Annotated in this window: 33 protein-coding genes, 2 pseudogenes and 1 riboswitch; of the genes and pseudogenes, 15 read left to right on the forward strand and 20 right to left on the reverse strand. The window is 62.6% G+C overall.

Annotated features, from left to right (window positions below; all coding sequences use genetic code 11):
• The first annotated feature begins 119 nt into the window (after positions 1–119).
• The 5 genes from C8J47_RS00210 to arsH are packed head-to-tail and all read left to right on the forward strand — an operon-like array spanning position 120 to position 3,252.
• Positions 120–452 carry a helix-turn-helix transcriptional regulator gene (locus C8J47_RS00210; RefSeq protein WP_056056382.1) on the forward strand — a complete coding sequence of 111 codons (333 nt, stop codon included), beginning with the start codon at positions 120–122 and terminating at the stop codon, positions 450–452.
• A 10-nt stretch (positions 453–462) separates the two neighbouring features.
• Positions 463–891, forward strand: a complete 429-nt coding sequence (arsC, locus tag C8J47_RS00215) for an arsenate reductase (glutaredoxin) (protein ID WP_056056381.1) — start codon at positions 463–465, stop codon at positions 889–891.
• Positions 891–2,177: an arsenic transporter gene (locus tag C8J47_RS00220; protein ID WP_121883983.1), complete on the forward strand. Its 1,287-nt coding sequence runs from the start codon at positions 891–893 to the stop codon at positions 2,175–2,177. The genes arsC and C8J47_RS00220 overlap by 1 nt, the downstream gene beginning before the upstream one ends.
• Complete coding sequence (locus C8J47_RS00225; RefSeq protein ID WP_056056378.1) at positions 2,174–2,497, forward strand: YnfA family protein; 324 nt, start codon at positions 2,174–2,176, stop codon at positions 2,495–2,497. The genes C8J47_RS00220 and C8J47_RS00225 overlap by 4 nt, the downstream gene beginning before the upstream one ends.
• Positions 2,497–3,252, forward strand: coding sequence for an arsenical resistance protein ArsH (gene arsH / locus C8J47_RS00230; RefSeq protein ID WP_056056376.1), 756 nt, complete (start codon positions 2,497–2,499; stop codon positions 3,250–3,252). The genes C8J47_RS00225 and arsH overlap by 1 nt, the downstream gene beginning before the upstream one ends.
• A 100-nt stretch (positions 3,253–3,352) precedes the next feature.
• Here arsH and C8J47_RS19055 read toward each other — a convergent pair whose 3' ends face one another.
• The 12 genes from C8J47_RS19055 to C8J47_RS00285 all read right to left on the reverse strand — a co-directional run bounded on the left by C8J47_RS19055 (position 3,353) and on the right by C8J47_RS00285 (position 12,349).
• Entirely contained in the window at positions 3,353–3,505 is a 153-nt protein-coding gene (locus tag C8J47_RS19055) for a hypothetical protein (RefSeq protein WP_156364448.1), read from the reverse strand.
• Positions 3,506–3,574: 69 nt separating this feature from the next.
• Positions 3,575–3,841, reverse strand: coding sequence for a PepSY domain-containing protein (locus C8J47_RS00235; RefSeq protein ID WP_056056375.1), 267 nt, complete (start codon positions 3,839–3,841; stop codon positions 3,575–3,577).
• Between the two features lie 72 nt (positions 3,842–3,913).
• Positions 3,914–4,300 (reverse strand): fluoride efflux transporter CrcB, encoded by a 387-nt coding sequence (gene crcB / locus C8J47_RS00240; protein ID WP_056056373.1) that lies wholly within the window; start codon positions 4,298–4,300, stop codon positions 3,914–3,916.
• A 3-nt stretch (positions 4,301–4,303) separates the two neighbouring features.
• Positions 4,304–4,705, reverse strand: a complete 402-nt coding sequence (locus tag C8J47_RS00245; protein WP_056056372.1) for an undecaprenyl-diphosphate phosphatase — start codon at positions 4,703–4,705, stop codon at positions 4,304–4,306.
• Positions 4,702–6,003 (reverse strand): phosphopyruvate hydratase, encoded by a 1,302-nt coding sequence (eno, locus tag C8J47_RS00250; RefSeq protein ID WP_121883984.1) that lies wholly within the window; start codon positions 6,001–6,003, stop codon positions 4,702–4,704. The genes C8J47_RS00245 and eno overlap by 4 nt, the downstream gene beginning before the upstream one ends.
• 14 nt (positions 6,004–6,017) lie before the next feature.
• On the reverse strand, positions 6,018–6,641 hold the full coding sequence (locus C8J47_RS00255) for a 2,3-bisphosphoglycerate-dependent phosphoglycerate mutase (RefSeq protein WP_056056401.1): 624 nt from the start codon (positions 6,639–6,641) through the stop codon (positions 6,018–6,020).
• Between the two features lie 9 nt (positions 6,642–6,650).
• On the reverse strand, positions 6,651–7,466 hold the full coding sequence (locus C8J47_RS00260) for a universal stress protein (RefSeq protein ID WP_121883985.1): 816 nt from the start codon (positions 7,464–7,466) through the stop codon (positions 6,651–6,653).
• Positions 7,467–7,626: 160 nt separating this feature from the next.
• Positions 7,627–8,205 (reverse strand): histidine phosphatase family protein, encoded by a 579-nt coding sequence (locus C8J47_RS00265; protein WP_121883986.1) that lies wholly within the window; start codon positions 8,203–8,205, stop codon positions 7,627–7,629.
• Positions 8,202–10,112: an alkaline phosphatase family protein gene (locus C8J47_RS00270; protein ID WP_220683319.1), complete on the reverse strand. Its 1,911-nt coding sequence runs from the start codon at positions 10,110–10,112 to the stop codon at positions 8,202–8,204. The genes C8J47_RS00265 and C8J47_RS00270 overlap by 4 nt, the downstream gene beginning before the upstream one ends.
• Positions 10,081–10,518, reverse strand: a complete 438-nt coding sequence (locus C8J47_RS00275) for an EamA family transporter (protein ID WP_056056364.1) — start codon at positions 10,516–10,518, stop codon at positions 10,081–10,083. Before C8J47_RS00275 ends, C8J47_RS00270 begins: the two co-directional genes overlap by 32 nt.
• Positions 10,519–10,526: 8 nt before the next feature.
• Complete coding sequence (locus tag C8J47_RS00280; protein ID WP_236698802.1) at positions 10,527–10,910, reverse strand: DUF190 domain-containing protein; 384 nt, start codon at positions 10,908–10,910, stop codon at positions 10,527–10,529.
• A 38-nt stretch (positions 10,911–10,948) separates the two neighbouring features.
• The gene (locus C8J47_RS00285; RefSeq protein WP_121883987.1) at positions 10,949–12,349 is read right to left on the reverse strand and encodes a voltage-gated chloride channel family protein; all 1,401 of its coding nucleotides are present in this window, start codon (positions 12,347–12,349) and stop codon (positions 10,949–10,951) included.
• Positions 12,350–12,372: 23 nt separating this feature from the next.
• Positions 12,373–12,450, reverse strand: a riboswitch (Fluoride riboswitch).
• Positions 12,451–12,611: 161 nt separating this feature from the next.
• Here C8J47_RS00285 and C8J47_RS00290 point away from each other — a divergent pair.
• The 3 genes and pseudogenes from C8J47_RS00290 to C8J47_RS00300 all read left to right on the forward strand — a co-directional run.
• Positions 12,612–12,944 (forward strand): annotated as a pseudogene (locus tag C8J47_RS00290) (chloride channel protein); the annotation flags it as partial.
• Between the two features lie 104 nt (positions 12,945–13,048).
• Complete coding sequence (locus tag C8J47_RS00295; RefSeq protein ID WP_082471096.1) at positions 13,049–13,411, forward strand: DUF190 domain-containing protein; 363 nt, start codon at positions 13,049–13,051, stop codon at positions 13,409–13,411.
• Between the two features lie 3 nt (positions 13,412–13,414).
• Positions 13,415–13,687, forward strand: coding sequence for a CrcB family protein (locus tag C8J47_RS00300; RefSeq protein ID WP_220683320.1), 273 nt, complete (start codon positions 13,415–13,417; stop codon positions 13,685–13,687).
• Positions 13,688–13,812: 125 nt separating this feature from the next.
• Here C8J47_RS00300 and C8J47_RS19400 read toward each other — a convergent pair whose 3' ends face one another.
• The 4 genes from C8J47_RS19400 to C8J47_RS00315 are packed head-to-tail and all read right to left on the reverse strand — an operon-like array spanning position 13,813 to position 16,721.
• Entirely contained in the window at positions 13,813–13,938 is a 126-nt protein-coding gene (locus C8J47_RS19400) for a hypothetical protein (RefSeq protein WP_259467273.1), read from the reverse strand.
• Between the two features lie 52 nt (positions 13,939–13,990).
• Positions 13,991–14,503, reverse strand: coding sequence for an MgtC/SapB family protein (locus tag C8J47_RS00305; RefSeq protein ID WP_107963382.1), 513 nt, complete (start codon positions 14,501–14,503; stop codon positions 13,991–13,993).
• A complete protein-coding gene (locus tag C8J47_RS00310; protein WP_031440360.1) occupies positions 14,500–15,570 on the reverse strand; it encodes a sulfite oxidase in 1,071 nt (356 codons plus the stop codon). Before C8J47_RS00310 ends, C8J47_RS00305 begins: the two co-directional genes overlap by 4 nt.
• A gap of 59 nt (positions 15,571–15,629) precedes the next feature.
• A complete protein-coding gene (locus tag C8J47_RS00315) occupies positions 15,630–16,721 on the reverse strand; it encodes a YeiH family protein (protein ID WP_183128971.1) in 1,092 nt (363 codons plus the stop codon).
• A gap of 110 nt (positions 16,722–16,831) precedes the next feature.
• On the opposite strand from C8J47_RS00315, the pseudogene C8J47_RS00320 reads away from it, so the two are divergent.
• From C8J47_RS00320 to C8J47_RS00335, 4 genes and pseudogenes are all read left to right on the forward strand, one after another.
• Positions 16,832–17,709 (forward strand): annotated as a pseudogene (locus C8J47_RS00320) (LysR substrate-binding domain-containing protein).
• 543 nt (positions 17,710–18,252) lie between these two features.
• Positions 18,253–19,449 carry an AAA family ATPase gene (locus C8J47_RS00325; protein WP_056056356.1) on the forward strand — a complete coding sequence of 399 codons (1,197 nt, stop codon included), beginning with the start codon at positions 18,253–18,255 and terminating at the stop codon, positions 19,447–19,449.
• A 62-nt stretch (positions 19,450–19,511) separates the two neighbouring features.
• Positions 19,512–20,552, forward strand: coding sequence for a ParB/RepB/Spo0J family partition protein (locus C8J47_RS00330; protein WP_121883988.1), 1,041 nt, complete (start codon positions 19,512–19,514; stop codon positions 20,550–20,552).
• A gap of 103 nt (positions 20,553–20,655) precedes the next feature.
• On the forward strand, positions 20,656–21,855 hold the full coding sequence (locus tag C8J47_RS00335; protein WP_056056352.1) for a replication initiator protein A: 1,200 nt from the start codon (positions 20,656–20,658) through the stop codon (positions 21,853–21,855).
• A gap of 980 nt (positions 21,856–22,835) precedes the next feature.
• Here the strand turns inward: C8J47_RS00335 and C8J47_RS00340 are convergent.
• Together C8J47_RS00340 and C8J47_RS00345 are read right to left on the reverse strand one after the other, a co-directional pair.
• Entirely contained in the window at positions 22,836–23,078 is a 243-nt protein-coding gene (locus tag C8J47_RS00340; protein WP_121883989.1) for an HAD hydrolase-like protein, read from the reverse strand.
• Positions 23,079–23,157: 79 nt separating this feature from the next.
• A complete protein-coding gene (locus tag C8J47_RS00345; protein WP_056056349.1) occupies positions 23,158–23,580 on the reverse strand; it encodes a hypothetical protein in 423 nt (140 codons plus the stop codon).
• 294 nt (positions 23,581–23,874) lie between these two features.
• Here C8J47_RS00345 and C8J47_RS00350 point away from each other — a divergent pair, with 294 nt between their 5' ends.
• Positions 23,875–24,273 carry a hypothetical protein gene (locus C8J47_RS00350; protein WP_056056348.1) on the forward strand — a complete coding sequence of 133 codons (399 nt, stop codon included), beginning with the start codon at positions 23,875–23,877 and terminating at the stop codon, positions 24,271–24,273.
• 7 nt (positions 24,274–24,280) lie between these two features.
• Here C8J47_RS00350 and C8J47_RS00355 read toward each other — a convergent pair whose 3' ends face one another.
• A complete protein-coding gene (locus C8J47_RS00355) occupies positions 24,281–24,751 on the reverse strand; it encodes a hypothetical protein (protein ID WP_056056345.1) in 471 nt (156 codons plus the stop codon).
• A gap of 484 nt (positions 24,752–25,235) precedes the next feature.
• On the opposite strand from C8J47_RS00355, the gene C8J47_RS00360 reads away from it, so the two are divergent.
• Positions 25,236–25,631: a hypothetical protein gene (locus C8J47_RS00360; RefSeq protein ID WP_147454241.1), complete on the forward strand. Its 396-nt coding sequence runs from the start codon at positions 25,236–25,238 to the stop codon at positions 25,629–25,631.
• A gap of 69 nt (positions 25,632–25,700) precedes the next feature.
• Here the strand turns inward: C8J47_RS00360 and C8J47_RS00365 are convergent, their stop codons facing one another.
• Positions 25,701–26,084: a hypothetical protein gene (locus C8J47_RS00365; protein ID WP_183128972.1), complete on the reverse strand. Its 384-nt coding sequence runs from the start codon at positions 26,082–26,084 to the stop codon at positions 25,701–25,703.
• A gap of 154 nt (positions 26,085–26,238) precedes the next feature.
• Here C8J47_RS00365 and C8J47_RS00370 point away from each other — a divergent pair.
• The coding region (locus C8J47_RS00370; RefSeq protein WP_147454243.1) for a transposase at positions 26,239–26,412 on the forward strand (174 nt) is incomplete at its 3' end.

Here is a 26,412-nt window from a genome sequence, read left to right on the forward strand (position 1 = left end):
CCCGCGGGGTCCCGCCCCACTCGTTGGGGACTTCGGAAAAGAGCGTAGGGTGCCGACTGCCTGCCTACTTGGTGCTATCAACGTCTGGACCGAAACCATATAGCTGCTATCCTGGATATATGGAAAACAACACGGCAATTTCAGCGCTCGGCGCGCTCGCACAAGGAACACGCCTCGACGTGTTCCGCCTGTTGGTGCGGCACGAACCGCATGGCTTGGCTGCCGGCGAAATCGCCCGTCAGCTCGACGTACCGCAAAACACGATGTCCGCACACCTCGGCATCCTCGCCCGTGGCGGGCTGGTGCGATCCGAACGTCATAGCCGCTCGATCATCTATCGTGCCGATCTCGACGGCCTGCGCGCGCTAACGCTCTTTCTCGTCAAGGATTGCTGCGCCGGCAACGCGGAGCTGTGCGCCCCGCTGATCGCCGAACTCACCCCATGCTGCTGAAAGGACGCCCGTGGCCGTCGATATCGTGATCTATCACAACCCCGTGTGCGGCACGTCGCGCAACACGCTAGGCCTGATCCGCAATGCCGGCATCGAACCGCACGTGGTCGAATATCTGAAAACCCCGCCCTCGCGCGCGCTGCTGGTCGAGCTGATCGACCGCGCCGGCATAACGCCCCGCGAGCTGCTACGCGAAAAGGGTACGCCCTATGCGGAGCTCGGCCTGGGCGACACATCGCTGTCCGACGACGCGCTGGTGGATACGATGATGACGCACCCGATCCTCATCAACCGGCCGATAGTCGTCTCACCGCTCGGCGTGAAGCTCTGCCGGCCGTCCGAAGCCGTGCTTGATCTGCTGCCGGGCGATCAGCGCGGCGCGTTCGCGAAGGAAGACGGACAACAGGTGGTAAACGCCTCGGGCCAGCGCATCGCCTGATGCTTCTTGCCGTCCTGATCTTCGTCGTCACGATCGTGCTCGTCATCTGGCAACCCAAGGGGCTCGGAATCGGGTGGAGCGCGATCGCCGGGGCCGTCTTGGCGCTGCTCGCGGGCGTCGTCACGCTGTCCGACGTCCCGGTCGTTTGGGGCATCGTCTGGAACGCGACGGCTGCATTCGTCGCGATCATTGTCATAAGCCTGTTGCTCGATGAAGCTGGATCCTTCGAATGGGCGGCGCTCCACGTTGCGCGCTGGGGCAGGGGACATGGGCGCCGACTCTTCGTCCTGATCGTGCTGCTCGGCGCGGCGGTGTCGGCGTTGTTCGCCAATGATGGTGCGGCGCTGATCCTCACGCCGATCGTCATCGCCATGCTGCGCGCGCTGGGGTTCAAGGACAAGGCGACGCTGGCGTTCGTCATGGCGGCCGGGTTCATCGCCGACACGGCCAGCCTGCCGCTGGTGGTCTCGAACCTCGTCAACATCGTGTCAGCCGACTTCTTCAAGATCGGGTTCGGCACATATGCGTCCGTGATGGTCCCGGTCGATCTGGTGTCGATCGCCGCCACGCTGGGCGTGCTGCTGCTGTTCTTCCGGCGCGACCTCCCAGAAGACTATGACGTGGGGGCGCTCCGCGCGCCGCGCGATGTCATCCGAGACCCCGCGACCTTCCGTGCCGGCTGGATCGTCCTCGCGCTGCTGCTCGCTGGCTTCTTCCTGCTCGAACCGATCGGCGTGCCGGTCAGCGCCGTTGCCGCTGCCGGCGCGATCCTGCTGCTGGTAATTGCGGGACGGGACCATGTGATCCAGACCGGCAAGGTGCTGCGCGGCGCACCGTGGCAGGTCGTGATCTTCTCTCTCGGCATGTACCTGGTCGTCTACGGGCTGCGAAACGCGGGCCTGACCGACCATCTCGCCGCGCTGCTCGATCGCACCGCTCAGGGCGGCGTGTGGGGGGCGGCGTTCGGGACAGGCGTGATCGCGGCCATCCTGTCGTCCGTGATGAACAACATGCCGACCGTACTGGTGGGCGCGCTGTCGATCGACGCGACCCATGCCACTGGCGCCGTGCAAGAAGCAATGATCTACGCCAATGTCATCGGCTGCGATCTTGGCCCCAAGCTGACGCCGATCGGCTCGCTCGCAACGCTGTTATGGCTCCACGTCCTCGGCCAGAAAGGTGTTCGGATCGGATGGGGCTATTATTTCCGTGTCGGTATCACGCTGACTGTGCCGGTATTGCTGGTCACGCTTGCCGCCTTGGCATTGAGGATCACGATCGGATGACAGCCCTGATCTACATCGGCGCGGCGCTTGCTGAAATTGGCGGATGCTTTGCCTTCTGGGCCTGGCTTCGCATGGCGAAGTCACCCTTGTGGCTTGCTCCGGGCGTCGTCTCATTGATCCTGTTCGCATGGCTCCTCACCCGCGTGGACAGCGATGCCGCGGGACGAGCGTATGCCGCTTACGGCGGCATTTACATCTGTGCATCGCTTGCTTGGCTCTGGACCGTCGAAGGCGTGCGGCCCGATCGCTGGGATGTGAGCGGCGCGGCGCTCTGTCTGATCGGCACCTGTATCATCCTCTTGGGACCACGAACCGCCTGATGCCTGTTCGAACGCTCTCCGACCCCGACCATCTGCCCGCGCTCGATCGAAGCTATGCGATCGAACGACCTGCTCATGGCCTCGGCGCGGGTGCTCCGCCGCCACGAATCCTTCTGCTCTACGGTTCCTTGCGCGAGCGGTCATTCTCGCGGCTGTGTGTCGAGGAAGCGGCGCGACTACTGCAATTCTTCGGATGCGAAACGCGCATTTACGATCCCTCGGCGCTGCCGTTGCCCGATCAGGTCGTCGGCGACGACCATCCGGCCGTCCACGAGCTGCGTGAACTGTCGTTGTGGTCGGAAGGTCAGGTGTGGTGCAGCCCTGAACGGCACGGCCAGATCACCGGCATCATGAAGCTCCAAATCGATCATCTGCCGCTCTCGATGGGCGGGATGCGACCGACGCAGGGACGCACGCTGGCAGTCATGCAGGTATCGGCGGGTTCGCAGTCGTTCAACAGCGTCAACACGCTGCGCGTGCTCGGCCGCTGGATGCGAATGGTGACGATACCGAACCAGTCGAGCGTCGCCAAGGCGTTCGCCGAATTCGGCGAGGACGATCGCATGAAGCCGTCGAGCTATTATGACCGCATCGTAGACGTAATGGAGGAACTGGTGCGGTTCACGGTGCTGCTGCGCCCGCACGCGGCACAACTCGTCGACCGCTATTCCGAGCGCAAGGAAGTTCGCGTAGGGATCGACCTGACGACAGACTTGTCGACTATCGCGACCACGGCACCCCCTCGAGGTGTTTGACCTCGCCCCGACGCGATGGAAGATCAGAGCGGCTACTGTGCAATACCAGCCAATGGCCTGCTGGGCTGTTAGTCGTCGACCGTCGAAACCGACTACGTGATCAGTCTTCGCGACGTTCGATGTTGTCCCCTAGCCCCGGCGCTTCTGGAGACGATCGGTCGTCTTTACGCTTCTCCGAGGCGACCATTTCGCCAACTTCGACCATCTCCGCGGTTTCCTGCGTGGTCGGCTCATCCTTGTCCGTCTCGGCCATATGCGTCTCCTTTAAAGCATCAACGCCAAAGGCTCGCTATTAGATGCGAGGAGACGCGCAGGCGTCGGATCAGTCGTCGTCGCGGTCCTGCTTTTCGCGGGAAACGACCTTGAAGTTGCGGTTTAGCTTGATGTCATAGCGGCCGCCACGGCAGCGTGCGTCGTCGACCTCGAAGCCACCATCGTCGCGCTCGATCGAGCGTGGCGCAGTGCAGCCGATCCGCTTCAAGGCGGTAAGCGTCGAGGCCCGCTGGCGCGGGGTCACCCGATCGTCGTCAGCGAGGGCGGGGGAAGCGATGACGAGTGCCAGCGCGCCGGCAGCGAGATATTTGAGCATGGAAAAGACGTCCGATTAAAGGTCCATGGAAACTCTGAATCCAATGCGGCCCGCGCGCCGATCGTTCCGAAATCATCCCCACCGTCGGGTGATAACGAGAGCAATCGCCAGAACGACGACCGAGAGAACAAGACTTGCCAGCACATAGCCGATCGCGGCGCCGGTCTCGCCGCGCTCCCATAATGTCACGGCATCGAGCGAGAAGGTCGACCAGGTCGTAAATCCGCCGATAAGTCCCGTCGTCACGAACAGGCGCAACTCCGCATTTTCGATGCTCTTGGCGGCAAACAGGCCGATCATCATGCCCATCAGCGCCGAGCCGACCACGTTGATGGCCAAGGTTCCCCAAGGGAAGGTTGGCCCCATAAGACGTAGTGCCACGATGCCGACGCCGTGACGCAGCATGCCGCCCACGCCCGAGCCCAGGAACACGACCAGAAAGCCAAGCCAGATCGGCATCGTTCACCCCGTCACTATCATCTGAACTGCCGTCACCGAGAGGAGAGCGGCGACCAACAATTGGAAACGGTGCACCGAAAGGCGCTTGATGAAATCATGCGCCAACGCGCCGACCACGACCGAGGGAAGGAAGGCGACCAGCACGTTTCTCGAGAAGCGGCGGGCGTCGGCATCGGACGACAAGCCGGAGACGACCGACCAGAGCCGCGCGCGGTACAACCAGCAGATCGCGAGGATCGCCCCGACCTGAATGACGACATCGCTGATCCCGGCTTGCCGCCCTTCGTAGCCGATCAGTCGTTCGGTCAAAATGAGATGGCCGGTAGAGGAAACCGGGATGAACTCGGTCGATCCCTCGACGATGCCGAGGACGATCGGAGCGATCAGCGAGGGTAGATCCGTCACGTCCGGGGCTTCGGTCGCGACACGAAGGGATTGGTGAAACGTGCTTTGGCGCCGAGCTCGGCTTCGATCTCGATCAGTCGGTTGTATTTGGCCAAACGCTCACCCCGGCAGGGTGCGCCGGATTTGATTTGCCCGGCGCCGACCGCAACCGCGAGATCGGCGATAAAGGCGTCCGTGGTCTCGCCCGACCGGTGCGACACCATCGTTCCCCATCCCGCAGCGTGGCAGATGCGAACCGCCTCGATCGTCTCCGTGACGGTGCCGATCTGATTGGGTTTGATGAGGGCCGCGTTGGCAGCTTTTCGAGCGATGCCTTCCCGGATGATCCGGGGATTGGTGACCAGGAGATCGTCGCCGACGATCTGGATCCGGCTACCCTGGCTTACGGTCTGGTCGATGAACCCTTGCCAGTCCTCCTCACCGAACCCGTCCTCGATCGAAACGATCGGATACGCATCGATCCAGCGCCCGTAGAGCGCGAGCAAGCCTGCGCGGTCGAGCAGGCCCGTTCCCGACCGCGCAAGATCGTATTGCTCCCCATCCGATAAGGACGATGCGGCTGGATCGAGCGCGATGGCGATGTCTGTACCCGGTCGATAACCCGCGGCTTCGATCGCATCGACGATCAACTCGCAGGCGGCCTCGTTGCTTTTGAGGTTCGGGGCAAATCCGCCTTCGTCGCCGACTGCCGTCTTGAGGCCGCGACCATGGAGGAGGTCGCGCAATGCGGCATAGGTTTCCGCACCATAGCGCATCGCTTCGGCGAAGCTGGAGGCTCCCACCGGAACGATCATGAATTCCTGAAAGTCGAGGCTGCTATCGGCATGCTTGCCACCATTCAGGACGTTCATGCACGGCATCGGAAGGAGGTAGTCGGTCGTACCGGCGAGCGTCTCGTAAAGCGGCTGCCCGAGCACCGATGATGCGGCGCGCGCGACCGCCATCGAAACACCCAGAATCGCATTGCCGCCAAGCCGCGCCTTGTTCGGCGTGGCATCGCGTTCGATCATCACCCGGTCGATGTCCGGCTGCGCGCAGACATCCATTCCGATGATCGCGCTGCCGATCTCGCCTTCGACGTTCTGCAGGGCTTGCCGAACACCCTTTCCGGCGAAACGATCGGGGTTGTTGTCGCGGAGCTCGACGGCCTCATGTGCGCCTGTCGACGCACCCGACGGCACCGATGCCGATGCTGTGATGCCGTTGTCCAAGGTCACGGTGACGGACAAAGTCGGATAGCCTCGGGAGTCGAGGATCTCGAGGGCACGGAGGCTGGTGATGTGGCTGCTGGCCGGCATGGTCGGAGTCCTTGTCACTGAAGGATAGCGCGACCGATGATCGCGGTCGTGTAACTGAAATCGTAGAGGATCGCGCCTCCGGTCGGGATATCGAGGGTCTCGACCCGGGCGGCATCAAGGCCGTCGAGCGCCATAACCAGCGCCCGCAACGCGTTGCCGTGGGAGACGACGAGTGTCGTGCCGCCACTCATCACGGCAGGCAGCATCGTCCGAACGTAATAGGCGAGCACGCGCGCGACGGTGTCGCGCAGGCTCTCGCCGTGTGGCGGGGCAGCCGCATAGGAGCGTCGCCATTGGCGGACCTGATCTTTACCGTAGCGATCCGACGCCTCGGTCTTGTTGAGACCAGTGAGCGCACCGTAATCGCGCTCGTTGAGCGACCGGTCTACCGTGATAGGGACATCTGGTGCCCCCATCACGGCAGTGACGATAGCCGTCGTGTCCGCGCAACGCCGAAGGGTAGAGCGGAAAATCCGTGCAGGCCGAATGCCTTGCGCGATCAGGCGGTGTGCGATCGCCTCGGCCTGACGGTGCCCCAGAGGCGTTAGCGCCGGATCCGCAGAACCAGTAAATCGGTTGGCTGCGTTGGCTTCGCTTTCGCCGTGTCGAACGAGGACCAGACGCGCGTGCGGGAGCATCGTCACCCCTCAGTGCGCCATCAGCAGGGGTATATCGGCAGCGGCGAGGATGTGGCGCGTCGTGCCGCCCATGAACCACTCGATGACCTGGTTGTGCCGATAGGCGCCGGTCACGAGAAGCTCGGCGCCGATCGCTTTCGCTTCGGCGACGAGCTGGGCACCCAGATTCTCGCTGGAGCGCGGCACCACATGCAATTCGTGACGAACACAGATTTCGTCGAGCAAGGCTTCCAAGCCCAGCGCCGGATCGGTTTCTTCACCGATGCGGATTGCCGTGACACGCTTGGCGACACGAAGCCACGGGGCTGCCTCCTCAATGGCGTGGCACGCCGTGTCACTGTCGCTGAGCCCGACGGCCATGTGCTCGAAGCCGGTTCGCGCGCCGGCTCTCCACCCAGCCGGGACGATGAGGACGGGCTTGTCGGTCGAAAAAATTGCGGCGTGCAGGGCGTCGCCGCCGTCCATCGTCTGCTCGCGCGCGATGACGATCAGCGCATCGACATTTGCCGCCTCCTGTTTGACCGTCGCTTCTTCGGTGCCGACGATCGAGCGCCAGGCGACCTCGGGTGTGTCATCGCTGGTAGCTGCGGTCCAGGCAACGAAGGCGGCCCGCGCCGCATCCGCGCGCTCTTGGGCTGTCCCCTCGTCGCGCGCGCGTAGGCGTTGAAAGTCGATCTCCTCGCTCGCAACCGCGATCTGCTCGGGATCGACGACAACATTGAGGGCCTCGATCGATGACTCGCCAAGAGATCTGGCGGCGAGAACCGCCGCATCGAGGCAGGCGGCAGCGCTGTCGGCACCGACAATCACGGCAAGCAGTTTCATGGCATCGTCTCCCGGGCGGGGGTGAAGGCGTGTGTGAAGTTTCCGGAATGCTGGGCACCGGATCGTTTGAACCCTTGCGACGGCGCAGGATGGCTCTTCCCCGCCCATCCCATCCAGGCACCCTCATTTGGATACGCGAAGTACCGCGTCACAAGGCGCATCATGACTGGTTCCACGACCGAATGACCGGCTCGTCGCCATCATGTTCGTACCCGAGGACGCTGATGCTGGCCGTATCGAGCAGGAAATAGGCAGCGGCCCCGACGGGTAAGCCGAGCCAGCGCGCTGTCAGCACGCGGAGAATATGAGCGCTCGAGAAGATCAGGACATCGGCGTTGCGCCCACGCAGCGATGCGATGACGCGATCGGCTCGGGCTGCGACCGCCTCCGGAGTCTCTCCTTGCGGGCAGCCGTCGCGGAACAGGTTCCAGTCCGGGCGGTCGGCGAGGATCTCCTTCCTGGTTCGTCCCTCGTAGGCGCCGTAATCCCATTCCGCGAGATCGTCGGCAGGCACCAGGCGGGTCGCGAAACCGGTCAATTCCCCGGTCCGGCGCGCCCGTATCGAAGGGCTCGACCAGACGGCGGTAAAGTCCAAGCTTGGCAGACGTTCGGCTATTCGTTTCGCCGCGGCTTCTCCTGCCTCGGTCAGCGAGATGTCAGTCCGTCCCGTATGCTGCCGCGAAACGCTCCAAGCGGTTTCACCGTGACGGACGAGCCAAATCTGTGGGAGCCGGTTCATCGCCGCATCGCCTTTTCACCCGATGGGACGGATGCTGTTCCTATACCGAGCGTCCGATCGGGGAAGCCGCCGGCATCGAGATAGCGGATGCCGCCCAGCTGCTGATATTGCAGGACGGTCGCGAGGCCGTTGGCAGCAGGCTGCGAGCGCTCTTCGCGACCCTCGTAGCGCGGCACCGTTCCACCCGGCATCGCCTCGCGCAGTACCCGGCCGGTCAGATGGCCGCGCGGGGTGGGGAGGAGATTCAGCAATGCCATCATGGTGCGGCCCACGTCGACATTGCTGACCGGTGCTGGATCGACAAAGCCGCGCTTGAAGTCCGGGCCGGTCGCTGCGGTAAAGTTCAATGTGTCACCGCGGCCGAAGCTGCCGTGCATGCCCTGCCCCTGCTGGAGGGTCGTATCGGAGACTTCGATCTGGCAGTTTGTCGCAATCGCACACCCGGTGTTGGCGGATCGGAAGTTGACGACGATCGACGGCACCGGCGGGAGTGCCTCGCCCTTCAAATTGATCGCGGAAAGCGGCAGTGTTCCGGCGATCGCTCCCAGGCGGTCATCGACGAAGATACCGCTGACATAGTCCTGATCCAGCAGTGCGGAAACGACCCGTGCCGCTAGGGCAGGATCGCGGGTCGGTAGATAGAGGAGGTCGGACCCGCCATTTGCCGCCACCACTACGTCAGGTCTCGTCGCATCGGCACCGAGCACCGCGTTGCCGCGGCTCGGATGCTTGCCGTCCGCGACCCGCGTGTTGCCCGCTTCTGGATCGAATACGGGCATGTTCAAGGCGGACGCCAGATCAAGCGCAAGGAAGCCGGGCGGTAGGAAACCTTCGGGAACATCGACATAGCGCCCGCGTGCTGCGGAGCTGGTCCGGCTTTCTTTGGAGATCGTAGAGAAGCCGTGATCCGACGTGACGATGATGTCGGTCGTCTTCGCAAGACCCAAGCGATCGAGTGCTGCGCGCAGCTTCGCTAGATCATAGTCGGCATTGCGGATCGCGGCGAAGGTCGTGGGACCGTTGATGCCCGGCGTCAGCTGATTGAGGCTGTCGCCCTGATTGTGCTGCGTGCCATCGGGATCGCGCGACCAGAACACCATGGCGAACGGCCGGTGCTGCTTTCGGAAGACCGGCAAAGCGACCCGGGTCGCGACGTCGATGAGATAGTCCTGCTGCACGCGGTTGGCACTCGTCGTTCCGGGGATTCGGGCATCCCCGGACCGTCCGTTACTGCCGCGGTCCGGTGCTTGCAGCGCAAGCCCTGCCTGCGTGAGGCGAGCGGCAACGTCGGCAGACAGCGGAATCCCGCCGGGACGCCCGGTTGAATCGTCGATGATGAGTGTGGTGGCTCCGTCGCGTGCACGATGGTCCTGGATCAATGCGGGACCGAGCTTGCCGATCGCGGCCGTGCCGTACCCTGCTTGCCGCGCCGCTTCGAGAACGGTGGTCTCGTTGAGGTAATTGCCCCCGAAATGCTCGTCGACCTCGCCCAGAACAGCATCGTTCTCGAGGAAGGGCGTCACGCTGCCGGCAGCTGCAGCAATCGGCGCACGAGTCCATATCGTGTTGCTGAAGTCTCCGGTGTCGCCGAGCTGGTGACCGGTTGCGAGCGCCGACGCATTGGCGGTGGTGAACGTCGGGAAGACCGAGTGGCTGTTGGAAAAATAGGTGCCGGTGTCCCGCAATTGCGCGAGCGTCGGCGCGCTCTGGGATGTGACGATCTTGCCTCGCAGGCCGTCGATCACGACAAGAATGACATTGTGGGGCGCCGGGTGGCGCTTTGGCGTGCGCGCCTGAACCGTGGGCGAGACCGTGAGGACCAGGGTCGCAGAGAGTGTCGCAAGGAGGCGCATCGTTGGGTTCCGGTTTCGAGGTTCAGGCGAGGGCGACGAGCACGGCTCCCGCACCGATCAGGACGATCCCAAGCCAGCCGCGGGTGGAAAGATGCTCACCGAGAAACGCCACGCCGAGCACCGCGACGAGGACGACGCTCAGCTTATCGATCGGTGCGACGCGGGCGGCATCGCCGATCTTCAAGGCGCGGAAGTAGCAAATCCAGGAGGCACCCGTCGCAAGGCCCGAAAGGGCAAGGAACAGCCAGCTTCGCGGACTGATCGCATCGAGTGGCTGAAATTTGCCCGTGACCGCAAGAAGGATGGTCAGCACGGCAACTATCACCAGCGTCCGAAAGAGCGTGGCCAAATCGGAGTCGATCCCTTCGACGCCGATCTTCGCGAAAATCGCGGTCATCGCGGCGAAGCCGGCGGAGCCCAATGCCCAGACGAGCCAGGACGCTGAAGCGGTGCTTCTCATCCTCGCGCTCACTCCGGCTCTGCCGCGAGGATCGCGGGCGCGGCATCTTCGTGACGGATACCGGCAGAGCCAATGCTCCAGTGTTCGAGATGCTTGTAGACGATAACCTTGCCACCAAGGATCTCGCCATGTGCTTCGCAGAAGCGTTCCAGTTCGTGGCGCTGCCCGATCAACTCGACACACATGGTCAGGTGCGGATCGGCGATTTCGGAACCATTTTCGCGCACCGGGCCGTGATTGCTGTAGCCGTAGTGCGTGTTGTGAGCGACCGCGTTCATGATGCCGTCGCGCTTCGCTTGCGCGACAAGCTCACGGTAGAGCGGCTTGCGCGACCAGAAGCTGCGCGATCCGGTCGCGATCTTGTCGGATGGCTTTAGATAGATGCGGATCATACCGATCTCGCTCGGCGTCACCTTATGCTGTTGAGACATCAGTCATGCTCCTTGGTGATGACGGGGGTCGGGGATGGACGGGGGCCGCGCCGTGACGCACGAGCATCGCGCAGGGTCGCAGCCCCGGTATGCGCGCGAGACGCGCGCTTTGGCACCGCGATCCGCTGCGACAGGTAGATGCCGTTATGGCCCGAGCAGATGTAGGCGATGAAACAAGCGACTGCGATTGGGACGGCGTGGGCCGCTCCGAACAGCTCGATCCCCATGATCGTGCAGGCGAGCGGCGTATTGGCCGCGCCAGCGAACACCGCAATGAAGCCTAGTCCCGCGAACAGATCGAGCGGTGCGCCAAGCAGCCAACCGAGCGCATTACCGAGCGCTGCGCCGATGAAAAATAGTGGGGTCACCTCGCCGCCCTTGAAGCCGGCGCTAAGCGTCACGACCGTGAACAGCATCTTGAGCGCCCAGCTCCACCGATCGGCAGGGCCGGTGAAAAAGCCGGCGATCGTGGGATCACCGGGAATGGCCGACCATACGCCTAGGCCGAGATAAGCGCGTGTACCAACGATCCAGACCAGCGCGATGACCAGCACCCCGCCCAGCGCCGCACGCGCAGGGCCGTAAGGGATATGGCGCTTCAAAACTCCGCCGAAGGCGTGGTTGGCTTCTGCAAACACAAGTCCGGCGAGACCAAACGCTACGCCGGCTATTGCCGCCTTGAAGAGCAACACCGGCTCGACGAACAAGGCACCGCTCGCGGAGGCCACATAGGTGATGTGGTAAGGCGTATGATGGATGCCCCAGGCGTGACATGCCCAGTCGCCGACCAGCGCGGCTAGCAGACAGGGGATGATGCCGCCGTATTCGATACGTCCGACGGCCAGCACCTCGAGTGCGAACACCGCCCCGGCGAGCGGGGTCCCGAAGACCGCACCGAAGCCGGCTGCGACACCTGCCATAAGCAGAATGCGGACGCTGGCAGGATCGAGCCGGAAGAGGCCGGCAACGGCGCTGGCGAGACTGCCGCCGAGCTGGACCGCAGTGCCCTCACGCCCTGCGGAACCGCCAAAGAGATGAGTGGCGATCGTGCCGATGAAGACCAACGGTGCCATGCGCAGCGGAACGCCGCCTCCGGGCTCGTGTATCTGCTCGACGATGAGATTATTGCCCGCTTCGACCGAACGGCCGGTCAGGTGATAGAGCAACGCGACCGCCGCTCCGCCTAAGGGCAGGAGGTAAAGCAGCCAGGGATAGTCGAACCGCGCCTGTGTCGCGGCGTCGAGGCTCCAGAGGAAAGCCGCGCAGAGTGTTCCCACCAGCGCCGCCATCGGCACGAGGATCAGCGTCCAGCGCAACACCGACAGGGCATGGTCATGGCGATCGCGAAAAAAAGCGGCCAAATTTAATTCGTTATAGAGATTGCGAAACGTCGCGCACACAATTCCTCCTTGCTGCCTTGCGGCGCCCGGTAGGAATCATCGGCCCTTGCGAGGGCGGTTCGGCCAACATAGCCAGGCGGAAATCCATCGCCTTCGGCCGCTATATGTCGCCGCGGTGCGGCAACGTCAATCCGATGTAGAAATGAAACTGTATGGTTGCCGGATGACAGGCCCGAAACGGCAGGATAACTGACGGACCGATACTGTTGCTCGCAGCCATCCGATTGCTGTGGCCGGCGGAGCAGGCGAAGAGCCGCCGCCCAAGGGCGGCGAGGTCACGCCGCTGTTCTTCATCGGCGCGGTGCTGGGTCATGCGCTCGCCGGCCCGATCGGTGTCCCCGTCGACCTCCTTGCCGCGCTCGGTTTCGTGGCGGTGTTCGCGGGCGCGGCCAATACGCCGCTCGCCTGCACGATCATGGGCGTCGAGCTGTTCGGCGCCGAGACCGCAGTGCCGGTCGCGGTCGCCTGTTTCGTCGCTTACGCCTGCTCCGGGCATAACGGCATCTACCTGTCGCAACGGGTGGCGGTGCCGAAGCGGGCGGGCAGCACCCTGCCGCCGGACCTGACGCTGCGCGATGCGCGCGCGCTCCGTCCCGTGTCCGACCTTTCAGACCTGTTCGCTCCTTACCTCACGGAAGGCGTATCCATGTCCAACGCCCACCACGTGTCGCAGACCGAGATCGGCTGGTCCGCATCTACATGAAGCTAGCCGATAAGGCGGTAAAGCCGGGCACGCGCTCACGCTGGGCTGCCAAGCCGCTCGACCGAACGCTCGTCGCGCAGGCCAAGGCGGACGGAATCATGAACGCTGTCGCCCACTATACCCACTACGGCTACAGCAACCACGGCCCGGTGCATGAGAACGGCGCCGAGATCGCCGATCCACACCTCACCATGTGTGTCGAACTGATCGGCCAGCGCGAGCAGCTCGAAGGCTTCTGCCGGGCGCATGGCGACCTGCTTGCGAACAAGGTCATCGTCTACAAGCACCTGGAGCATTGGACGGTCAGCCCGGCGGGCTTGCGCCAGGAAGATGCGGATACGGCCGAGCTGGTTGGCTGAGGCATGGGGCCATACCTGATTGTGTTCGCCGGGGCTGGTTCCGACGGCATGCTGCAGTATGGGCTGAACGGCCTCAGCCTGCGCCTGTTCGGCCCCGACCTGTCGATCGGAACGCCCATCATCAACGTGCTCGGCTCATTCCTTATGGGTCTGCTGGGGGGCTGGTTCTTGTTGCGAAGCGGATCGAGCCCGGGATGGCGATTGTTCCTCACCACCGGCGGGCTGGACGGCGTCACGACCTTCTCGACCTTCTCGCTGGAAGCGGCCTTGCATTAGGAGAGAGCCGAAGTCGGGCAAGCTGCCCTTTATGTTGTCGGATCGGTTGGGCTGGGCGTGCTCGCGCTGTTCGGCGGCCTCGCTCTCGTTCGCTCCTTCAGCCCGGCTTAGCGGCGCCAACCGGCTCAGAAGCGATCATCTTCCTTGACGTTGTCAACCTTCGCCTTGTCTTTGGCGCGGACCGACTCCTCCAGCTCCAGAATCTCGGCCGATTCTTGCGTGGTGGGCTTCTTCTTGTCGATATCGCTCATGAAGTCCTCCGTCTGCAAAACTACTGGTACACCGTTTCGCGCCAAGGATTATTCAGGGTTTCTGCTCGGCGTCCCGCCGGTCCGCTTCGGCCGGGGTCTGCCGGGCGCGTTCGCGGATACGGCGTTCGAGCGGTGCGCCGACGAACAGCACGAGCATCGCCAGCAGCAGACCGCCCACAAGCAGTGGCCACACCGCCAATCCCGCTGCCGCTCCGAGCGTCGCTGACACCCAGATGCACGCCGCCGTTGCCAGCCCATGCACCTCCTGCCCGCTGCCGACGCGCAGGACCGCGCCCGCGCCGATGAAGCCGACGCCGGATAGGATGCCCTGCATCACCCGACCTGCTGCATCGGCGTTCACGTTCGGCAAGCCGCTGTGGACGATCGCCTGGACGGCGATGCAACTCGCGAGCCCGACCAGCCCTAGCGTCCGCAGACCCATGATCTGTCGGTTCTCGCGTGACCGTTCCCAGCCGAGCGTCATGCCGGCCGCCGTCGCCACGATCATCCTGCCGATCGCGTCGACCCAGAAGGCGAGATCGACCGACAAAGGCGGCGGATTCACTCGACCAGCACGTGGACGTGGTGCCAGGCCGTGCAGAGGTATCCGGCGAAGTTCCACATCGTATCGGGTAGTTCGGGCTGACCCTGGCCCGCATCGTCGAACGCGCGCACCACAAGGTGCTGGCGCCCCTTGGGCAGTTCCGCATCTAGCGACCAGCGCTGCCAGCTCCACTGCCCGTCCGGATCGTCGGAGAAATCGACCTGCCGCCAGTCTCGACCGCCGTTCAGCGACACCTCTACCCGCGACACGCCGCGCTCATAGGCGACGGCATAGCCCTCGATCCGGACCTTGCCCGCGGGCAGGCTCTCGCCCGAACCAGGCGAGCAGATCGCGGCGTTGAGCGGCATGGCGTTGATCGTCAGCCCTTGCGTCCAGTCCGCCGTCTCGCTGGTCACGTCGGCCGGAAAAAGCTTGTAATCGTGCGCCTGGATCGGCGCCTCGGAGGGCGTGTCCTTGACCTCGATCCGGGTCAGCCACTTGGCGCTACGCACGCCAGCATAGCCTGGCACGACCAGACGCAACGGCGCACCGTGCTCGGGTGCCAGCGGTTCGCCGTTCATCGCCCAGGCGAGCAGCACGTCGGGCGCCCGCGCCTTGGTCATAGCGATCGAGACGCCGAACGGTGCCACCTCGCCTTCCACATCCACCTCGTCAGCGCCGGTGAAGCAGACGAACAGGTTGGACGCGTCCGATGCTCCAACTGCATCCAACAGGTCTGCGAGCCGCACGCCCGTCCACTCGGCATTGCCGATCGCGCCTATGTCCCATGGATCGCCTGAAGTCTTGCCCACCTGTTGGAGATCGGTCCGGCGGTTGCCGGCGCATTGAAGCACAGCCGTGACAGTCCGGACCGGAAAGCGCGCCTTCAACTCCGCAATCGAGATGGAGCACTCGCCCACACTGATCCCGCCCACCTCAATCCGGTGATCGGCCGGCAGGTCCGGCACGGGCCCATGGCTGCGCACATAGAACAGGTTCTGTGGCGTCAAAAACCGCTCGATCAAGGCGCCGGGCACCGGCTCGGCGTTGTAGGGCTCGGGGTTCCGCTCTATCATCAGCTCGCTCATGCTATTGTAACGCCTGACAATCGGTTTGGCCTCGGCCTCATCTTCACTATCTTGCCCGATCATGCGATGTGCAGCGCGGCCAGCAGCGTCAGGCTGATCGCGGCCAAGCCGAGCAACGACAACACGACGGCCATGGTCACGCGGCCCCCGGCCTTGGCGACGGTGCGGACGTCCACGCCGAGCCCGAGCGCCGCCATGGAAACGACGGTCAGCAGCGTGGCGCTCCGGCCGATCGGCGCGATGGCGACGGTCGGCACCAGACCTAGCGAGCGGCAGGCGACCAGTGCGAGGAAGCCGATGATGAACCAGGGCACGAGGTGGGCGAGGTCCATCCGCTTGGCCGTAGGCGCACCGGCGACGAACTCGCCTTCGGGAACCGACTGCGGCGCGAGACGAGGCGCCACCAGCGACAGAACAAGGCACACCGGCCCGAGCATCAGCACGCGCACCAGCTTGACGAGCGTACCCATCTGCACGGCGGTGGCGCCCAACGGCGAGGCGGCTGCGATCACCTGCGGCACGGCATAGACAGTGAGCCCGGCGAGCGCCCCGAAGGCGAGCCCGCCCATGCCGAGCGCAATCCCGAGCAGTGGCAGGCCAAGCACTACCACCACACCCAGTACCGCCGTGAACGCGATCGAGGCAGCTACGTCGTCGCTGTCGGCGCCGATTACCGGTGCCACGGCCGCGATGGCGGAGTTGCCGCAGATTGAATTGCCGCAAGCCACCAGCAGCGCCATCCGCGTTGGCAAGCCGAGCAATCGGCCGATCCCAAAGCTGAGCAGGATTGCGCTCACGACCACGCCGGCGATACCGGCGAGGAGCGGCAGCCCGGCCGCCAAGATGGTCGCGGCACTGACCGAAGCACCGAGCAGGACGACCGCCACCTCCAGTAAGTATTTGGCGCTGAATGCGATGCCTTCGTGCCACCTTTCATCCGGGGTCCACAGGCTGCGCACGGCGGTGCCGATCAGGATGGCGAGCACCAGCGCCTCCAGCCACGCCTTGCCGGCCAGTGCGCGCTCGCCCACCTCCAGCGCGTAGGCCGAGCCGGTGACGGCGAGGCAGAGGCCGACGCCGGGCAGCAGCGCGGGCAATCTGCTAGTCTGGACGGTCGGGAATATACGATCGGGATAGGCAAAACTGGCCACGGCGGTGTTCCTTCCGTCGCACGATCTAAACCCTGCCTACCGATCGCTCCAACTTAGCCTTGTTGTCATTCCGATCGTCAATCGTGATCGGTTTCTATATCAGGTGCGGTGTGACACTGGAGCAACTGCGCATCTTCGTCGGCGTGGCCGAGCGCAAGCATATGACCGTCGCGGCGCGGCCTTAAACGTCACGCAGTCAGAGGCTTCCGCAGCCATCGCCTCGCTTGAGGAGCGACACGCAACCAAGCTCTTCCACCGCGTCGGGCGCGGCATCGCTCTGACAGAGGCCGGACGGCTGTTCCTGACCGAGGCTCGCGGAGTTCTTGCGCGGGCCGACGCGGCCGAGACGGTGCTGGAGGAGCTTGGCGGACTGAAGCGGGGCACGCTGCGCCTCGTCGCCAGCCAGACCATCGCCGTCTGCTGGTTGCCGCCCATCCTTTCAACTTTCCATGAGCGCTATCCGGCGATCAGTATCGAACTGTCGATCGGCAACACCGGGCAGGCCGCGGTACACGTCAATGACGGCAAGGCCGATCTGGGTATTGTCGAGGGCGAGATCGAAGATCCAGCGTTGGCGCATTGGCCGATCGGCGAAGACCAGCTGTTGCTCGTCGGAGCACAACCTTTCGCCGACATCGACATCGACGCGACATGGCTGCGACGAGCGCGCTGGGTGCAACGGGAGCCTGGATCAGGCACGCAATCGACGTTGAATAGCGAGTTGCGCGGCTTGGGGGTCGATCCGGCTGCCCTCGACGTGGCGCTGACGATGCCGTCTAATGAAAGCGTCCGAACGGCCGTGGAGGCTGGGGTGGACGTTGCTGTCCTGTCGGCGCTGGTGGTCGACCCGGCCATCAAGGCAGGTCTGTTGCACGTCGCACCGATCACATTCGCTCCTCGCCCCTTCTTCGGGCTGCGGCATAAGGAACGCTATCGCACGAAAGCCGCGGATGCGCTGTTGGACGTGATCGGGTTGCAGCGGCGGTAGGTACGCATCGGCATTCTCAAAACGCCATCCTTTGTGGGACCGCCCGCGATCGCCATCTCCTTGCTGAAACCTGTCTGACCGCACTCCACCAGATTTGCGCCATAGTAGGACGGGACATCGCCCACGAGCGGCCGGATCTGGCAGTAGCTGTTGTTCAGCAGACCGTGCCGGGACGACGCCTTTGTCCCTGAAGGCATCGATTACGGCGGAAAACCCTGTCGCCATCCTGGATGCACGACAAACGGGTGTTTTCGGCACATATCATTCCAATAACCGGCAGCAGTTTCCGTGTCGCGAAAATCGGCACGTTCGCGACAAGACTGCGACGGCGCGCTACGTATCGCCAACCGCGATCCTCGGTAGCGCCTCTGCTTGCTGATGAGCAGTAACGCTTGTGCAGATAGCGCCTACAAGATCGCAGCGTAGCACGTTAATGCTCGATACAGATCCATCCTAAACCTTTTTGTGCCGCACTCTTACGTTTTGAATTCCATTCGCGTATAAACACGGTCGAAAGCTTCAAATGAGCGATGGGACCGGTTCATGAATGCCATCGTCAACCATATCGGTGAACTTGCGGACGCGGGGGAGCGGATGATCGAACGCTTACGGCGCAAGGCATTCCTGCCCGAAAGCAGGAAGGGCCTCAATGTCCGCTTCGGAATCGCCGAGGCGGCGCAATTGCTCGGCTGTTCGACTAACCGGATCCGCATGGCCGAGGATGATGGTCGCCTCCCCCCTGCGCCGGCGGGTGAAAATGGGCGGAGACTTGGCTATTCGGTCGAGGAACTGCTGCAGATGCGGGAGGTGCTTGGCGCCTCTCCTGCCCGCGCGCCGCTTGATATCCCCGCGATCATCGCAGTGCAGAATTTCAAGGGCGGGGTGGGCAAGTCGACGGTTACCTGCCACCTCGCGCATTATTTCGCGGTGCAGGGGTACCGTGTGCTGGTGGTCGATTGCGATAGCCAGGCGACGACAACGACGCTGTTCGGGTTTAACCCCCATTTTAATATCACGCGAGAAGAGACGCTCTACCCCTATCTGTCGATCGATCCGACCCAGGCCGACCTGCTGTATGCAGTCAAATCGACGCCGTGGCCCAACGTCGACCTTATCCCGTCGAACCTCGAATTGTTCGACGTGGAATATGAACTCGCCGCGGCGGGATCGGACGGGCAGTCGGTGCTCGCCGCCCGCTTCCGCAAGCTTAAACAGGGGCTGGCCGATCTCGCGCGCAATTACGACGTGGTACTGCTCGATCCCCCACCTGCTCTTGGGACGATCAGCCTCGCGGTAATGCAGGCGGCAAATGCGCTGCTCGTCCCACTCGCCGCGACGACACCCGATTTTTGCTCAACCGTACAATTTCTATCGATGATGAACCAGGTGCTACAGCAGCTCGCGCATGCCGGAATAGAGGTCGAATACAGCTTCCTCCGACTTATATGTTCGAAGTTTGACAGCAACGATCCCAGCCACGCGATGGTCCGCACGATTATGGAACAGAGCTTCGGTCCAGCCTTACTTCCGGTGCCGATCTTAGAATCCGCCGAGATAAGCCATGCAGCGATGCGGATGATGACGATCTACGAACTTGAACGGCCGATCGGTACGCCCAAGACGCACAAGCGCTGCCGTGCCAATCTTGACGAGGCCATGGGGCAGATCGAGCAGCTCGTCCGGCAAGGCTGGGGCCGGGTCGAGCCCTCACGCGAGGAGGATCTACTCCATGTCGCGTGAGCCAGAATCGGTGCTGTCCTGCGCGGCAACGTTCCTAATAAATCTAATGCCGGAGGTGCCGCATGGCGCGTAAGCAATCCGACTATCTCGCGGCCTTGCTGGCCGACGAACCAGCCGAAATCGACACCGGCGCGCCCCCTGCCCCGCCCGCGCCTGAACGGACGCGTGGGACGACACTGCTCAACCGCGAGACTGCGCTAGCGCGCGTGACCAGCGGGGAAGTGCGACAAGTGACGCAGCTGCTGCTTGACCCGGCACGTGTACGGATTTGGCCGGGTAATGCGCGTAGCTACCAGCATCTTACAGAAAAAGGCTGCCGGGAGTTGATCGATTCCATCATCGCCGAGGGCGGGCAAAAGGTTCCTGCAGTGGTACGTCGTGTCAACGGCGATCCTGCGCATGACTTCGAGGTAATCGCGGGCACGCGACGCCACTGGTCGATCAGCTGGCTACGCGCGCATTCCTATCCTGAGATGCAGTTCGTGGCGCAGGTTGCCAACCTCGACGACGAAGCCGCATTCCGGCTTGCTGATCTCGAGAACCGCGCGCGTAAAGATGTGTCAGATCTCGAGCGTGCTCGCAATTATGCCGAGGCGCTCAAGGCGCATTACGGCAACCACCTGACGCGGATGGCGGAGCGGCTCAAGGTGTCAAAGGGCTGGCTGTCAAAGATGGTCAAGGTCGCACAGATCCCCGACGTGGTGATCACCGCGTTCGCCTCCCCCGCCGACGTCCAACTCAAACCTGCCTATGCGTTGGCGCAGGCGCTCGACGACAAGGTTGCCGCTAAGGCTATTCAAAGTGCTGCTCGAGATCTCGCGCGTGAACAGGCCGCACGGCGCGATCGGGGTGCGCCCCCCTACCCTCCTGCCGACGTGCTGCGGCGGTTGCTCGAGGCGTCGAACGATCTCGCCGACGCGGCGCCCCCGTTCACATGGACCACGCCTCATGGGCGCCCTGGGCTTAGCATCCAGTCGAGCAACCGACAGGGCGTGACGATCCGGCTCCATGCCGGGTCGGGCGCCGGGAACGACGAGCTGGTCGACGCGCTGCGGCAGGCGCTAGTACATCTGGAGGCCGAAGGCCGCGGACTTCAGCGGTGAACGTGTTTCCCCCGGGAAACATGCTACGTCCTCTATCAATGCGGACGGTTGTCGCCACCGCCCCGACGATGTTTCCCCGGGGAAACAATCAGGGCGTGGCGGCATGACCCGCGCCGATCGTCAGAGGGTGTCCGAACGGTTCGACCTGCTCCTCCCATATCTCGCCGACCTACCGCTGCGCGACCAGCGCGAGATGATGGAGCGTCCGTTCTTCAGCCTCGCCAAATCGAAGCGCGTCAAACCGATCGATTATCATAGCCCCGACGGCAAGCTGTGGGTGCACGTCTCGGGCAACCCCGATTACGGGATGGCGACGATCTGGGATGCGGACATATTAATCTATTGCGCGAGCGTGCTTGCGGACATGGCCCGGCGCGGAGTCAACGACGTTCCGCGCAAGCTCCACCTTATGCCCTACGACCTGCTCCGCGCGATCGGGCGGCCCACGACCGGACGCGCGTATGAGCTGCTCGGCCAGGCGCTCGACCGGCTGGTGTCGACCACGATCAAGACCAACATTCGCGCCGAGAACCGCCGAGAGGCGACGTTCAGTTGGCTCGACGGCTGGACGCAGCTGGTCGACGAAAAAACCGAGCGGTCGCGTGGGATGACGATCGAGGTGTCGAACTGGTTCTGGGAAGGCGTGATGATGCAGGGCGGGGTGCTGTCGATCGACCGTGCCTATTTCGACCTGACCGGCGGGCGTGAGCGCTGGCTGTACCGCGTCGCGCGCAAGCATGCTGGCGGGGCAGGGGAGGTCGGCTTCGCGATTGCCATGCCGACGCTATTCGAGAAGTCGGGCGCCGAAGGGCAATATCGCCGCTTTAAGTTCGAGATCGCTAAGATCGTCGAGCGCAACGAGCTGCCGGGCTATGCGCTCGCTTTGGAGACGCCAGCTGGCAAGCGCGAGCCATCTCTGCGGATGCAACGCCGCAGCGATGTGGAGCGCCCGCTGAAGACCGTGACGGCGCACGGGGCAGAGGGCGCTAAGGCTGCAGCAAGGCCAACGTCAATTAACCCCGCTGCGACGGCCAACGATGCGAATGAGACGATTGACGTAACAGCGCTGCTGCGACGGTCGCGGACCAGTCTGGCGACACGAGCGACCGCTGGCGAAATCACCGACGCAACAATGGCAACGCTGCGCGCGGAATGCCCTGGATGGGATTACCAGACGTTGCACGATGAGTTTCGCACGTGGGTTGAGGGGGACAGCGCTCGAACGCCGGTGAGTTATCAGGCGGCGTTCATCGGATTTGTCCGGCGCTACCATGAAAAGCACCGCCACGAACTTGGGCGTTAACACTGCTTCGTCTTACGAACCGCCTCTGCCCCGGGAGGGCAGGGGAGCCGCGCGTACGTCAAAATCGCTATAGACTGGGCCAACCGTTCCCGAAGTGTCGTGCTTGAGAATGTTCCTCCCGCTTGACGCTCGAGTATCTGTCGCAATTGAACGTCCCTTCGGACAAACCTCACCGAACTGATTCAATTGCGCCGAAAAAATTACGCAATCGAACGAGCCTTCGACACTCCAGGAACAAGGCTCGGTCCTTCAGGAACGCAAGGTCGATCCTTCGGGAACCCAGGTGTCGACACTTTAGGAACGAGATGACGACACATCCGGAACAGCGTTATCGAGCTAACTCGCTGAAAAAAGGACAGTTAAGCCCGTCAAAAAGTGACCTAACTAGTTAACATTAGATATAAACCCTCTAACCAGCGAGCTTCTATATCTTTGAAAAATGGATTGGGTCGTGCCTATATCCAAGCATTTACCGTGACGGGTAGGTAGATTACCGGACTGCTTGTGGATCGCTAAAAATGGGGTGGCCCGTGGTCGAAAGTGAAAATAATTTAATCGCAGCGTAAACGCCATCGGTAGCGGATCAAACCGACCCCCCAGGGCCGGCTAATCATTAAACCAGATACGCGCCTCCTGCGCCTTCCATGGCCGTCAGGCATGCTTTCGTGCGGCGATAGTCGCAATCGCGTTTCGCATCAGTCGAGCGCGGCTGGTTTCAGGCTGGCCACGAGTATCAAAATAATCTTCCAGCGCGTGTCGCAGCTACCTTTTCTGCACCCGGGGCATCCATAAGGATCTGCCACAACAGATCGGCACGAACCGCCCACCACTGGACATGAAGGTGGCCAAGGTCCGCATCGATGCCGCTACGGACAAGTTCAAGCTCCATCATTTGCGCAGCTCTTTGGCGATCGGGATAAGCGTCACCAAGATCGCGAACAGCGGTGAAGCGGCACGGGAGCACGACCTTCGCGATCGACCTACCGCGCACGTGATCGGGCCTCCACGGCGTCGACGATGTCATCGCGCCAGGTGTCGCCTACCATCAGCAGTTCACTGGCCTCGCTTCCCAGGTGTGCCGTCAGGCCGGCGTAGAACGCCATGTCAGGCTTGATCGCACCTGCATTGAAGGAGAAGTGCCAAATATCCACCAGACCGCCCAGGAGGGCCTTCAGCGGGCTGGCGTAGGGCAGAGCAAGGTTGGAAGCGACGGCGATTTTCAACCCCGCTCCCAAACCCGATGTAACGCATCCAGCGTGTCGGGGTAGAGCGCGATCGTCGCCAGTTTCTCATCCAGCATCGCTAGTTCGGCGCCCGGGTGCGGTAACCCAGTGCAGCGGCATAGTCCGCGAGGCCGATTGGCTGGACCATCGGCGAGGGCAGGGCCTCCGCCCGGTCACGCGCTTCCCGGATCAGCCGCTCGAACGGATGCCGCCTGCGGCCGATATGGACCAGCGTGCAGAACGCATCGAATGCGACCGTGCGGGTATCCGGCGGCGAAGCATAGAACCGATCAGCAGCGGCGAGCAGCCGGGCGTACAGCGCGTCGCTGATGCTGCTGGCGCGGATCATGGCATCGGCGGTCACCGCCGCGTCCGGGTCGGTCGGTTCCCGAAAGATCATGACCGCCTCGTCTCCCCGATCGCGGCCGGCGAGGTCAGCCAGGACGGCAGCGTAGGCGACTTGCTCGGCCAGCGTGCGGAAACTCGGAAGGGCATCGTTCATGGCAGGATCGTCCTGGCTCGATGGGGTAATGATCGTCGAAACGCCCGTCGCTGTCACGCCAGCTTGTCCAAAGCGCTTCCTTCTGCGACCATAGACCTGCGGTTCGGTCAATCCCGGCCGTGGGGCGTAGGAACCCCGATGATCACAAGTCCGGTCGAGAGCTTCTCCGCCGGGTGGCTGTCACGCATGTCCAAGGCTTGCCCAAAGGTGGCAGCGCCTTGTGCTTGTGCAGGGTTCCTAACACCCGGCTCTTCAGCCGGTTAGCGCCTCTCATCACGATGATGGAGGCGCCTGATGGCTTACACACCCAAGAATACCCCATCGGCACGCGAGCGGCGTGAGCAACGCAATGCAGACGACGAAGCAGTCATTCGCGACATCCGCGATAATCCAATCCGGTCGAAGGTCGTCTTTGCAGAATCCGGTCGGGCTCAGGGTACGGTAACACCCCACGACGACGGCACTTGGTCGGGATGCCGCTATGGCCCCGGCTATCCGGACAACGTAATCCAGACCCCAACCGAGAACGAGGCGGTTGACTATGTTCTAGACGGTGAACAGCTGGGCGACGGGCCCAAAATCCATCCTGCGATCGAGCAAATGTGGAAGGACCAGGAGGAAGAGTCCGACCGCTACACGGCCGAGTTAGCTGCCCGCGCCGCGAAGCGAAAAGCCGCTAAACAGAAGCCGTAAACTGGGATCACGGTTTATCGCGATTGCGACCTATCAAAAGAGGCCGGCGCGTCATGAACTGATCGATATAGGCGGCACTTTTTTTCGCGTCGAGAAGGTCAGCGAGAGACGGCTTATCAACCGCCACGGTATCAGGTTCCGGTAATTCCGAGGGGGGATTGCCGTCCACGATCGATTCCGAATTGGCGCTGGTATTGCGCTCCGTATTCCGTTCGGGCTCCACCCGTTCAACAGGCGGCAATTTGGCTTCAACCGGTTGACCCTGTGTCGACCGCTGGTCGATTCTGTTGCGGTAGATGTAGCTTTTGAACGTCGAGAAAGTGATTTCCAGCCCGCCAGCGTTAAGGTGTGCGACGATATCCTCATAACGTGCCCCGGCGCTAAGCTGGCGTTCGATCTCGGGCATCAAGGCTCGCAATCTCGCTGCCTTTTTCACCTTGGGCACGAATTTGAGGTGGTCGGCTAGAGGGTCAGTCATAGCGCTCTCCAACGTTTGTTAGGCTTGGCGAACGGTATGGAACGGCCACTACCGACTGTCCATGGAATTTGCATGCGATATGCATGTTATATGTAGTCAGAATGCAGGTCGGTTCCGTCTCAGCGCAAGATTTGCAGTCCGGTTGCGTACAGTTTGCAGTCCTTTTGCAACCCGTTTGCAGCCGATCCGGCTGTTTCGCTGGTTCCGCCTGCTGAACTTCGTTCATCAGGGTAGTTTGGACCCCCTTAAAGGTCAGTCAGTCCGTTTCGGAGCTGTCAGAGCTTCAATTCCGACCCTTAAATCGATGATTTCGGGTCGTACACCATACGCACCTTCCGGTGCCGATAAGTAATTGATTAGAAACAGTAATTAACATCATTAGCTTACCAAGCTGGACCCTAGGAGGACCCCAATAATTGATAAGACACTGTAAAACTGTAAGAAACATGGTATGTATGAGGTCCAAGCTGTAGTCGGAGGCATTATGGCGCTGTCGGATTCCATCAAGATTCGGTTGAGGGAGGGACAGGCGCTTGTCTATGCCGCCCAAGCCGAACAGCGCGGGGTCGGCATCGCCGCCTACATACGCGACCGCCTCGACCAGACCGACAGAATCGATGATGAGCTGGCGAGTATCCGCGCGGCCATGATCGACATGGGTGAAACGATGGACGAGCTTCGCGATCAGCTGGCCGAGCGGTCCGTTGCCTCTGCTGAAGATCAGCAAACCACTGGCGGATTTAACGCCATGCTGGTCGAAATCCTGTTGCTGCTGCGCACCACCACAGACTCGCAAACGAAGAACATGGTTACGTCAGAAGTTGAACGACAGGGACTGAAACCCTTCCGCATTCCGGGACCGCCGACACGGAACCGTTGAGCTGGAAAGGTGGCAGCACAACGCGGGCTTGGCATACGACCGGGCCGGAAAGTCACAGGTCTAAAGAGATTAGCCGGCTGCTCGGCGTGCGATGAATGCGCCAACAGGCTCCCACGATAAGACGGCCGCTAAAAGCGCGATCACCGTTGTCCAGATCGGGTCGCTGGTGAGGGCATAAGCGGCAAGGCCATACATGGCCGTGCAATAGAGAACGCCAATCCCAGTTGTCGTGCGGGGCAGGGCGCTCGCTAGTGCAGTCAGAATTGCAGTTATGACGCCAATCGAGACAAATGCCGCCAGTACGATCAGGGCCGGATGCCAATGCAACGCTGTAAGCGCGTTCCATCCCCACACTGCGGCATAAACCGGCACCGCGAGCAGCGGGGCAAAGAAAACAAGCTTGATGGCGCCCAGAAACAGGCCATCACCTTCGCGGACATATATGCGATCCATAACCCACCCTTGACGGATCTCTACCTTCACCACTGCCCGACGGAAGGCATATCGGCAATATCGACGCGGGACGCGGAAGCATAAGTTACGCCTGCTGACCTGCTCCCCAGAATTCATGCCATTGGTAAATTAGCTCGTCAGATGGAGACGAGTGATGCGGCGAGGCCGATTTACCGAGGATCAGATCATTGGCGTGCTGCGCGAGCATGAGACTGGCGTGAAGACCGCCGAGCTGTGCCGGAAGCATGGGATCAGTGACGCGACGTTCTACAACTGGAAGGCGAAGTACGGCGGGATGACCGTGTCGGAGGCGGCGCGGTTGCGGGCG

The organism is Sphingomonas sp. PP-F2F-G114-C0414 (genome assembly GCF_003688595.1).
GTDB lineage: Bacteria > Pseudomonadota > Alphaproteobacteria > Sphingomonadales > Sphingomonadaceae > Sphingomonas.